The sequence below is a fragment of the Bacteroides sp. HMSC067B03 genome (genome assembly GCF_001811315.1).
GTDB lineage: Bacteria > Bacteroidota > Bacteroidia > Bacteroidales > Bacteroidaceae > Bacteroides > Bacteroides faecis.
The window spans coordinates 1-8587 of sequence record NZ_KV804309.1; the positions used below are offsets into that span (position 1 = coordinate 1).

Sequence of the window (8587 nt, forward strand, 5' to 3'; positions counted from 1 at the left end):
TCTTTCGGTACGGTTTTGAATGATGAATGAAGAACTGGCTGCGCTATCACGCTGCAAAGTAATTCTTCGTTCATCATTCTTCATGTCCACTAAATCCAAGTCCCCTTACGCCACAGAAACTCAAGCGGTCCCTGCTTATGACGGGCAAGCCACCAGCGGCTGAATATCAGCTGTACGGTGAAGATAAGTAATGCGATCAGCAAGCTTCCTGTTGCACCTGCATATTTGTACATGGCCAGTCCGAATCCATAATAGATAGTTACCCCCATAATGGACTGCGAGATATAGTTCGTCAGACTCATACGGCCATAAGGAATCAGCAGACTTTGCCAGCTATATCCCGTATCTTTTTTAAACCAAAGCAAGGTAAAGACGGAAACAAGAACAATCATGAAAGCAAAGTTGGCATAAGACGGGACAGCTATCTTATACGGAACCAAGATGGACGGATTCGTGATCAGTTCAGGAACAAACACCCTCAGACAATGGAGAGGAATAAAAGCGATTGCAGCACCTGTCAGCATCCTCTTCCAAAAGCGCAGGGACTCTTCGCTTTTCATAAAGTACTTCCGGCGTCCCAGAAGCATTCCGAACATGAATAAAGCTGCCGTCTGGAACAGGCGACCGTTCTCTACCTGCCAGATATTGCTATATAATTGTCCGTCAGTGATATTGGAACGGAGTACTTCAAAGAAACTGCCGGTAGCCGTCACTTCCTCCGCAAGCTTGGCAAAAGGAATATAATGACCTGTCACCGGTACATACTCCGGATTGATCATTGCATAGATGGCACGCCCCCACTCGTAGGGTTGCAGAAGCAAGATAACGGCAATCCAGAAAACGGCTTTATCTTTGAGTTTACAAACCGGAATCAAGGCAAAGCCGACTACTGCATAGAGCAGCAGAATATCCCCGTTATAGAACAAGGCATGCAGCTGCGCAAACAGGAAAAGCAAGCACATCCGCCACGCAAAGCGCCCGCGAAAGTCAGTTCCCCGCTTCTCCGCATTATGAAACTGAATATAAAAACTAAAGCCGAACAATAAAGAGAACGTAGCGTACGCCTTCCCTGCAAACAGGAAAAACATGGTGTCCCACGCATACTTATCTACCGTCTGCAACCATGCAGGCAAGGTACATTCCAACGGTAAAAACAGATTATAATGTTCCAGATTATGCAACAATACAATAGCCAGCAAGGCAAATCCGCGCAGAGCATCTACAACTCCGAGCCGTTCAGTCGTTTTAAGTGTTTGAGTCATCAGATATAGTTATTCAAGATCAATTTATAATGACGCAAAAATAGCAGAAATATCTGAAGTACAAAAGTTTATAAATATTAAAAGCTTTTTATATCAACTCATAGCTAGCCATCTGTATCGGCATGTCCAGATTGTGAAGAACCTTCTCCAGCAGAATGCCTTCCCGGTTGTCATACTCATAGCCGAAGGTTGCCCGGATACCTTGCAAAATAAATTGCGTAGCACGGTCCAACGCCATCGGAAGGCTGTCTCCCTGCATCAAAGAACCGGTGATCACACTCGTAAAAGTATCCCCCGTACCCGGATAGTGTGCAGGCAGATAAGGACAAGTCACCTTCCAGTAGCGGTTGCCCTGACGATTGTAGGCATATACGGAAGTCTTATGGGGCTCATCGTGCACCGGAACACTGGTGATAATAACCACCTGCGGACCTTTGTCAGACAAGAGACGGAGATATTCTTTCAGTTCCTCGTCGGTATTGTCCGCTTTATACGGTTTGTCCAGCAAATAAAACAACTCAGTCAGATTCGGAGTAATCACATCCGCCTTGGTTATCAGATGACGCATTTCCTTCACCATATCCATATCAAAGTTGGTATAAAGCCGTCCATTGTCTCCCAGCACCGGATCGGCTACTATCAGACTATCCGGCTGACGGAAATCCTTGATAAAATCGGAAACAATCTGAATCTGTCGCGGAGAGCCCAGATAACCGGTATAAATAGCATCAAACTGTACCTCCAGTTTCTTCCATTCGGCAATGATTTTCGGCATTTCATCCGTCAGGTCCAGAAAGGAGAAGCCGGGATACTGGGTGTGATTGGACAACACTGCCGTAGGAAGCGGACAGACCTGAAAGCCCATCGAGGACAATATAGGAATAACGACTGTCAGAGAAACGCGTCCCATCCCCGAAAGATCGTGAACGGCAGCTATCTTCTTTACTTTATTTGCATACATATCAATTTATTATTAGACGATTTTTGATTCTTGTCTGTCAACGGGATCTCAAACAGAGACTCTATATAATGAAAACGAAGGCTCTGTTTCTGACCAACGGAGCCTTCGTTCGATATAAACAGAAGCTCTGTTTTTTCTTTGTCCTAACAAAACTAAGCTTCTATTGTTTTAAATCCAAATTTATTTTAGAATAATAAAGCCGGAATTATGTCAATATGACTAAAACCTCCCGTGCTCCATGTGCTCCCATGACCAATGCCTGTTCGATATCCGCCGTCTTTGAGGGACCGGAAATAAAAGTACCGAACTGATATTCCTGTCCGTCCAGTTGGCAATAAGCGTCATACATGGTATCCACAATCTTGTTCCGGTCGATCAGAATCACCAGACTCTCCGAGATAAAATAAATCGCTTTATACTTCACCTGTTGCGGTATCCAGATCGCACCGTTCTCGGCTACCCCGATCTCTCCCCGAACGACGGCAACTTCCGTTCCGTCCAGTTCTTTCGGGTCGTCCACCATATCCGGATTGAAAGTTGCACAAGATATATCCGGCAGTACGGAAGCAATGCGCATCGCATCCGGATACGTCCGGTGAATGACAGCATTCACATCTTCCCCTTTGTCCAATACCACTGCCGTACCACCGACAGCACGGCTGATAGCGCAGAACTGCTCCACTTTGTCGGGATACGTCAACCGTTTCATATCTGCTATATCCGGCTTTTCATAATGCGACTGCGTATGCTTACGGATGCTCGCCAGTATTTCTTCTCTGCTGCTCATTTTGATTCCTCCTTTCCCTGTACCTTGTTTTTCTTCCACATTTCATTGAATGACTCTCCGGCAAATTCCGGCAGTTCGCGCCCTTTGCCCCAATCGTCCAAGTCATTGTATTTCATAAAGCGCGGCAGACCATTCACTATCGGAGCCGCCCACAAAGCCGCATTGAACAGTGCGGGACGTTCCATCAGGAATTTCATTCCACCGGACATTATCTTCTTTCCGGTATTCGCCTTTCCCAATGCGTCGAGATCCTGACGCCACCTGTAAATCTGTTCCGCCAAGTCCACTTTTACCGGGCAGACATCGGAACAAGACATGCACAGCGAACAGGCGGAAAGATTATCATAATACTTCTCCGGATCGTGGGCCATCCCCAGATTGATACCGATAGGACCGGGTATAAAGTAAGTATAAGAGTATCCCCCACTCCGTCGATAGACCGGACAGGTATTCATGCAGGCACCGCAACGGATACAGTTCAGTGTCTTGATATGACCGGGCTTGGAGAGCAGTGTACTCCGACCGTTATCTACGATAATAATATGATATTCACCGCCTTCGCGGGGACGACGGTAATGAGAAGTATAAGTAGTCACCGGCTGTCCGGTTGCCGAACGTGCCAGCAGACGGGTGAACACTCCCAGCGCCTCCAAGTCCGGCACGATCTTCTCCATACCGAAAGCGGCGATATTCAGTTTGGGATAAGAAGTACCCATATCGGCATTTCCTTCATTGGTGCAGACGACGATGTCTCCGGTAGAGGCTACGGCAAAGTTGGCGCCCGTCATGGCAGCTTCCGCATTCAGGAAGAGGTGACGCAGGTTCTTGCGTGCGGCATGTGTAAGGTAGGTCGGGTCGAAGTTTCCTTTTTCCGTACCCATCTCCTTTTCAAACAATTCGCCTACCTGTTCCCGCTTGATGTGGATCGCAGGCAGAACGATATGGCTCGGTTCGAGATGCATCAGTTGCAGGATACGCTCGCCTAAGTCGGACTCTACCACATCAATTCCACGTTCCATCAGGAAAGGGTTCAGACCACATTCTTCGGCAAGCATCGATTTGCTTTTGATGAAGTGGTGCACGTTATGCTCATTCAGAATCTCGTACACAATGGCACAATATTCATCTGCATCTTTTGCCCAATGTACAATCGCCCCGTTGGCAGTAGCGTTCTTCTCAAACTCCAGCAGGAGTTCTTCGAGGTGGCTGCTGGAATACAGTTTCAGTTCACAAGCCTTGTTGCGCAGTTCCTCCCATTCGGGAACTTCCTTGCTCATCTTGTCCCTTTTGGCACGGACCATCCAAAGGGTTTCGTTATGCCATGCTGCCATCTTGCTGTCCTGCAAGAACTTTTCGGCAGCCTTCGAATGTTTGGTACTCATGATTGCGACGCTAAGATTTCTACAATATGGATAATTTGAATCGGCAGATGTTCCCGTTTGATGACACCTTGCATATGCATCAGGCAGGAACTGTCCGCTCCGACAATGTATTCGGCTCCGGTAGCCATGTGGTCTTTCACCTTATCACGCCCCATGCAGACGGATACCGCCTGTTCTTCTACGGCAAACATTCCGCCGAAGCCGCAACATTCGTCTATATGGCTGGGCTCGAACACTTCGATGCCTTCCACCATATTGAGCAGATCACGCAGTTTGTTGTAATAAGGGATGTTCAATTCGCTGGGAGCGGAGATGAAGAGTTCGCGCACACCGTGGCAGCTGTTGTGAATGCTGACTTTGTGCGGGAAGCGTGCCGGTATCTTCGCCGGTTTGAGCACATCATGGATAAACTCGCAGAGATCATAAATCTTCCCTGCACTCTGGCACACATGTCCTTCGGTCCCCAAAATCCGGGGATGGTTTTCTTTCACAAATGCCACGCAACTGGCAGAAGGGCCGACAATGTAATCGTACTTCTGGAACAGATCTTCAAAACGGAATGCCAGCTTCATCGACTCGTCTTCAAAACCGGCGTTTGCCATCGGTTGTCCGCAACAGGTCTGATCCAACGGATAATCGACATCTACTCCTAAACTTTTCAATAGTTTATACGATGCTACCCCCACATTGGGGTAAATAGCATTGATATAACAAGGAATAAATAAACCTACTTTCATAATTATATTACGTAAAATTTAGATGCATCCTCTGCTACTCCATCCGTTCTGTCTGTTTAGCGGATGTCGATTAGTTTGTGTGTTTGCAGGCTTAGTCTCCATTTGGGGTGTCGCATTACACAATCCACTGTCAAAGCAGTGTTATAACAAGAACAAGGCTGGAGGAAAAAATGTTCAGCGGAAAGTCGTTCATAAATGCTTATATCTTGTCCTTCGTAGACCACTTTCACCTCATCCATCCGGGTAATGGCCAACCGGGCACCTTGCTTTGGCGAACAAGTCACCCAGTCGATAGATGCCGGCAGAGGGCGTGTCCCGTTGGTTTCGATACAAACATACTTGCCTGCTTCGTGCAGACGGTCGACCAGCGCGTCGTCTATCCAGAGCGACGGTTCTCCGCCGGTGAGGATAACGGTTGCAGCCGGATATTTGCTGACTTCGGCTATGATTTCGTCGTCCGTCATCAAAGTGCCCTCTTCGTGCTGCGTGTCGCAGAAACTGCATTTCAAGTTACAGCCGGAGAAGCGGACAAAAACAGCCGGTGTTCCGGTATGATAGCCTTCCCCCTGCAAACTATAAAAGATTTCGTTAATCTTTCTCATCTTTCAAAAAAAGTTTTGTTTGGTGCGCGTTTACTCTTTCTCGTCTTCGGTACGGTCTTTCTCGTAGATAACGATATTTCCTTCGGACTCCTGCACTTCTACTTTATAGCATTGCGGAATCTGTTTGCAAACCCAGCGGGCAATGTTCTCCGCTGTCGGATTGAATGGAAGTACTTCATTCAGGTTCTGATGGTCCAGTTTCTCCGTGACCACTTCTTTGATGCGGGTGAAATCCACCACCATTCCTTCGGAGTTGAGCCGTGAAGAACGGCAATAGACAGTGATAATCCAGTTGTGACCGTGTAGACTGGCGCATTTACTGCGATACGGGAGTACCAGTTTGTGAGAAGCTGATATCTCCATGCGTTTGATTACTGTAAACATGGCTGTATATATTTTATATGGTTACATGCATCTAATGTCACCTCGATGCAAGGACAAAGGTAATATAAAAAGAGCTTTCATCCCGCAAACCCGATTATTTTTTCCTGTTTTTACACTATCTTTGCCGAATGAAAACTCTGTATATTGTTTTAGGAAGCATATCTCTCGGACTCGGCATTCTCGGCATCTTCCTGCCGTTACTGCCTACTACTCCTTTTCTATTACTTACCGCCGCACTTTATTTCAAAGGGTCGCCCCGATTATACAATTGGTTGCTGAATCACCGGCACTTCGGTCCGTACATCCGCAACTTCCGTGAAAATAAGGCCATACCGCTCCGAGCCAAGATCATCTCCCTTGTGCTGATGTGGGGAACGATGCTCTATTGCATCTTTTTCCTGATTCCGCTTCTATGGGTGAAAATCCTTCTGGGACTAATAGCGGCAGGCGTCACCTATCATATTCTCTCTTTCAAGACATTGAAATAATCCGAAAGTCCCTGACGGGCGTCAACCAGTTTGTCTTCCCAATGTTTCACGGAGTTTTGCCCGATAATGTCAGTCACGTACTTCACGGAGATAAAAGGGATTTCCTTGGAACGGCAGACGAAGGCCTGCGCATACGCTTCCATATCCACAACGTCTCCGCTGACATGAGTCAGTTCCGTCAGGAAACCATCTCCCGTATTGCAGATCCCTTCTTCTGTCCAATGTTTGCAGAACCCCTTTGTTTCGAGCAAAGCGGAAGAGTCTATTTCACATTCCATACCGAACCCGGCAAGCTTCTGCATGTCGCGGTCTATAAATTTACGGCAGACAAAGATATCTCCTACCTGATGGTTGACCGTTCCCGCGCTTCCGATATTCAAGACAAGATCGGGTTGCACCTGGCGAATCGCCTCTGCCAGATGAAAGGCAGATTTCACTTTTCCGATGCCCGTACGGATATAATAAGGCTCCACATCCGGCCACTTAATTTCTACGAACTCGCCTTGAACGGCATACGTTACTAATATTTTCAGCATAAGTTTTCTGTATATAATGACATTAATTAAGTGCAAAATTAAGCATTTACGCTTAATTTGGTTCAGGATTGCTCTAAAATGGTCATTTTTTAATCATAGATGTTTCTCCCGTTCGTTAACTTTGCCTACATAACTTAAAAACAAAACACCATGACAAAAAACTCTATTACAGACAACCGGATGGTTTGGCTGGACGTGATTCGTTGCGTTGCCATGCTAATGGTAATCGGCGTACATTGTATTGATCCTTTTTACATTTCCCCCACGATGCGGGTTATTCCTGAGTACACACATTGGGCAGCGATCTACGGTTCACTTCTGCGTCCATCGGTTCCCCTGTTCGTGATGATGACCGGACTCCTTCTGCTTCCCGTCAGACAAGAACAGCCTTTGGGCACTTTTTACAAGAAACGTATTTTCCGCGTACTTTTTCCGTTCCTCATCTGGTCGGTGCTTTACAGTATGTTCCCCTGGTTTACGGGACTTTTAGGTCTGCCCAAAGAAATCATAGGCGACTTCTTCTGCTACACTCAGGGACATGAGTCGCAAAGTCTCATGGATTCGCTGAAAGATGTGGCCATGATTCCGTTCAATTTCAGCCACAAGGAAAATCACATGTGGTATATCTATCTGCTCATCGGATTATACCTCTATATGCCTTTCTTCTCTGCATGGGTAGAGCGGGCAAGCAACAAAACCAAGCAAGTATTCCTGTTTATCTGGATCGTCTCTCTCTTTATTCCTTATATACGCGAATATGTAGCCAACTGGCTCTTCGACCGCAGCGGTTATGTTTTCGGTACCGATACATGGAACGAATTCAGCATGCTTTACTACTTCGCCGGATTCAACGGTTATCTGCTGCTGGGACATTACGTGAAAGAAAACAAGGACGGAAATATACTAAAAATCTTCTGGCCTTTTAGTAGTAACGGAGAATCCGATCGTCATAATAGCAATTGGAGTGTGTGGAAGACATTCCTTATTTGTGCCGTAATGTTTGCCGTCGGTTATTACGTGACGTACACAGGATTCAGTACGACTGCTGCCAATCCGAATGCTACGGAGACTGAAATGGAACTTTATTTCACGTTCTGTAGCCCGAATGTGCTGTTGATGACGTTAGCAGCATTCCTGTTGATGAAGAAAGTGGTAGTCAATACGCCTGTCGTAGTCAAAGCATTAGCCAATATGACAAAGTGCGGTTTCGGAATTTACATGGTACACTACTTTGTGGTAGGTCCGTTCTTCTTGCTGATAGGTCCTTCGGAAATTCCTATTCCATTGCAGGTTCCCTTGATGGCTGTTTGCATTTTCCTTTGCAGTTGGGCATTCACGGCAGCAGTATATAAAGTGATTCCGAAGAAGGCTAAGTATTTTATGGGATAAAAAAATTAAAAGAATAGGTATTATGAAGATTAAAGTTGGTCTCATCGGTTTTGGCAGAA

The 8587-nt window shown here is 46.4% G+C and carries 10 protein-coding genes; 2 read left to right on the top strand and 8 right to left on the bottom strand.

The window, feature by feature from the left end:
- Nucleotides 1-89: 89 nt before the first annotated feature.
- The 7 genes from HMPREF2794_RS07035 to HMPREF2794_RS07065 form a co-directional block, all read right to left on the bottom strand.
- Nucleotides 90-1262: a DUF418 domain-containing protein gene (locus HMPREF2794_RS07035; RefSeq protein ID WP_022301989.1), complete on the bottom strand. Its 1173-nt coding sequence runs from the start codon at nucleotides 1260-1262 to the stop codon at nucleotides 90-92.
- A gap of 88 nt (nucleotides 1263-1350) precedes the next feature.
- Nucleotides 1351-2223 (bottom strand): pyridoxamine kinase, encoded by an 873-nt coding sequence (locus tag HMPREF2794_RS07040; protein WP_010537029.1) that lies wholly within the window; start codon nucleotides 2221-2223, stop codon nucleotides 1351-1353.
- 205 nt (nucleotides 2224-2428) lie between these two features.
- Complete coding sequence (locus HMPREF2794_RS07045) at nucleotides 2429-3010, bottom strand: LutC/YkgG family protein (protein ID WP_022301988.1); 582 nt, start codon at nucleotides 3008-3010, stop codon at nucleotides 2429-2431.
- A complete protein-coding gene (locus HMPREF2794_RS07050; protein WP_010537027.1) occupies nucleotides 3007-4392 on the bottom strand; it encodes a lactate utilization protein B in 1386 nt (461 codons plus the stop codon). Before HMPREF2794_RS07050 ends, HMPREF2794_RS07045 begins: the two co-directional genes overlap by 4 nt.
- A complete protein-coding gene (locus HMPREF2794_RS07055; RefSeq protein WP_010537026.1) occupies nucleotides 4389-5129 on the bottom strand; it encodes a (Fe-S)-binding protein in 741 nt (246 codons plus the stop codon). The genes HMPREF2794_RS07050 and HMPREF2794_RS07055 overlap by 4 nt, the downstream gene beginning before the upstream one ends.
- A gap of 56 nt (nucleotides 5130-5185) precedes the next feature.
- Entirely contained in the window at nucleotides 5186-5731 is a 546-nt protein-coding gene (locus tag HMPREF2794_RS07060; protein ID WP_010537025.1) for a 7-carboxy-7-deazaguanine synthase QueE, read from the bottom strand.
- Nucleotides 5732-5761: 30 nt separating this feature from the next.
- Nucleotides 5762-6115, bottom strand: a complete 354-nt coding sequence (locus HMPREF2794_RS07065) for a 6-pyruvoyl trahydropterin synthase family protein (RefSeq protein WP_010537024.1) — start codon at nucleotides 6113-6115, stop codon at nucleotides 5762-5764.
- Nucleotides 6116-6243: 128 nt separating this feature from the next.
- Between HMPREF2794_RS07065 and HMPREF2794_RS07070 the strand changes: the two genes are divergently transcribed.
- Complete coding sequence (locus HMPREF2794_RS07070; protein ID WP_008760110.1) at nucleotides 6244-6603, top strand: YbaN family protein; 360 nt, start codon at nucleotides 6244-6246, stop codon at nucleotides 6601-6603.
- Here the strand turns inward: HMPREF2794_RS07070 and HMPREF2794_RS07075 are convergent.
- Nucleotides 6573-7139, bottom strand: a complete 567-nt coding sequence (locus tag HMPREF2794_RS07075) for a 5'-methylthioadenosine/S-adenosylhomocysteine nucleosidase family protein (protein WP_070751242.1) — start codon at nucleotides 7137-7139, stop codon at nucleotides 6573-6575. The genes HMPREF2794_RS07070 and HMPREF2794_RS07075 overlap by 31 nt on opposite strands.
- A gap of 150 nt (nucleotides 7140-7289) precedes the next feature.
- Between HMPREF2794_RS07075 and HMPREF2794_RS07080 the strand changes: the two genes are divergently transcribed.
- Nucleotides 7290-8528, top strand: a complete 1239-nt coding sequence (locus tag HMPREF2794_RS07080) for an acyltransferase (protein ID WP_070751243.1) — start codon at nucleotides 7290-7292, stop codon at nucleotides 8526-8528.
- Nucleotides 8529-8587: the final 59 nt, after the last annotated feature.

Bases quoted from the DNA above. Each gene is read 5' to 3' on its own strand.
- HMPREF2794_RS07070 (WP_008760110.1), top strand. From the start codon at position 6,244: ATGAAAACTCTGTATATTGTTTTAGGAAGCATATCTCTCGGACTCGGC.
- HMPREF2794_RS07075 (WP_070751242.1), bottom strand. From the start codon at position 7,139: ATGCTGAAAATATTAGTAACGTATGCCGTTCAAGGCGAGTTCGTAGAA.
- HMPREF2794_RS07050 (WP_010537027.1), bottom strand. From the start codon at position 4,392: ATGAGTACCAAACATTCGAAGGCTGCCGAAAAGTTCTTGCAGGACAGC.
- HMPREF2794_RS07055 (WP_010537026.1), bottom strand. From the start codon at position 5,129: ATGAAAGTAGGTTTATTTATTCCTTGTTATATCAATGCTATTTACCCC.
- HMPREF2794_RS07045 (WP_022301988.1), bottom strand. From the start codon at position 3,010: ATGAGCAGCAGAGAAGAAATACTGGCGAGCATCCGTAAGCATACGCAG.
- HMPREF2794_RS07035 (WP_022301989.1), bottom strand. From the start codon at position 1,262: ATGACTCAAACACTTAAAACGACTGAACGGCTCGGAGTTGTAGATGCT.
- HMPREF2794_RS07060 (WP_010537025.1), bottom strand. From the start codon at position 5,731: ATGAGAAAGATTAACGAAATCTTTTATAGTTTGCAGGGGGAAGGCTAT.
- HMPREF2794_RS07080 (WP_070751243.1), top strand. From the start codon at position 7,290: ATGACAAAAAACTCTATTACAGACAACCGGATGGTTTGGCTGGACGTG.
- HMPREF2794_RS07040 (WP_010537029.1), bottom strand. From the start codon at position 2,223: ATGTATGCAAATAAAGTAAAGAAGATAGCTGCCGTTCACGATCTTTCG.
- HMPREF2794_RS07065 (WP_010537024.1), bottom strand. From the start codon at position 6,115: ATGTTTACAGTAATCAAACGCATGGAGATATCAGCTTCTCACAAACTG.